At 64.8% G+C, this 1,067-nt stretch carries 2 protein-coding genes; one reads left to right on the top strand and one right to left on the bottom strand.

Going from position 1 to position 1,067, the window contains the following annotated elements; all coding sequences use genetic code 11:
* The first annotated feature begins 152 nt into the window (after positions 1-152).
* On the top strand, positions 153-863 hold the full coding sequence (locus ACIRS4_RS38940) for an SDR family NAD(P)-dependent oxidoreductase (protein ID WP_404205123.1): 711 nt from the start codon (positions 153-155) through the stop codon (positions 861-863).
* A gap of 9 nt (positions 864-872) precedes the next feature.
* Here the strand turns inward: ACIRS4_RS38940 and ACIRS4_RS38945 are convergent.
* On the bottom strand, positions 873-1,067 hold a 195-nt coding region (locus tag ACIRS4_RS38945), incomplete at its 5' end, for a VIT1/CCC1 transporter family protein (RefSeq protein WP_404205124.1).

Genomic DNA, 1,067 nt, shown 5'->3' on the forward strand with positions numbered 1-1,067 from the left:
CTCCCTGCTATTGCTGATGGAACCACCGCCGATCCTGGATGTCAACGAGTCCTACGGTCTCGATCCAACGACGATCAGCAGTTGTGGAACGGGCCGGTCGAAGGCTGATAAACGGTTGACTTGGAGTGCGCTCCAGATTCTAGGTTTGGGGCATGAGCAGAATTCTGATTACGGGTGCCAATAAGGGAATCGGGTTCGAGGCTGCGCGGCGGTTCGTGGAGGCCGGGCATACGGTGTATCTCGGGAGCCGGGATGCCGGGCGGGGGCTGGCGGCGGCGGAAGCGGTTGGGGCGCGGGCTGTTCGGATCGATATCACCGATGATGAGTCCGTGCGCGCGGCCGCAGCGGAGATCGAAGCCGAGGGTGGGCTGGACGTGCTCATCAACAATGCGGGGATTCAGGCGGAGATGAGTGCGGACGGGGGTGTGTTGGGGGCCGGGGACATGACGGCCGAGATCATGCGGGAGACGTTCGAGACCAATGTTTTCGGGACGGTCCGGGTACTGGAAGCCTTCTTGCCGTTGCTGGAGAAGGCGGATGTGCCGGTCGTGGTGAACGTGAGTAGCGGGCTCGCGTCGTTGCACAGGCTCGCGTCGGAAGGGGATATGGTCAATCGGTATCCGGGAGTCGCGTATCCGGCGTCGAAGACCGCGGTGAATGTGCTGACGATTCAGTACGCCAAGGCTTTTCCGCGTATTCGGATCAATTCGGTGGAACCGGGATTCACCAGTACCGATCTGAACCACAACCTCGGGCATCAGACGGTGCGGGAGGCGGCGGAGATCATCGTGCGGATGGCGCAGATCGGGGCGGACGGGCCGACGGGTGGGTTCTTCGACGCGCAGGGCCCGCTGGCCTGGTGATCGGGTGGGTCAGATGGTGATTCCGACGATGTGGCCGATGGCGTAGGTGGTGACCATCGCCAGTGCGCCGCCGGCGAGGACGCGGATGGTCGCGCGGGCGACGGGAGCCTGTCCGAGGCGCGCGCCCACCGCGCCGGTCAGGGCCAAGGCGGCCAGGACCGCGCCCATGGTGAGGGGAACCCGGATCGCCTGGGGCGTCAGGAT

The organism is Streptomyces sp. NPDC101166 (assembly GCF_044768125.1).
Lineage (GTDB): Bacteria > Actinomycetota > Actinomycetes > Streptomycetales > Streptomycetaceae > Streptomyces.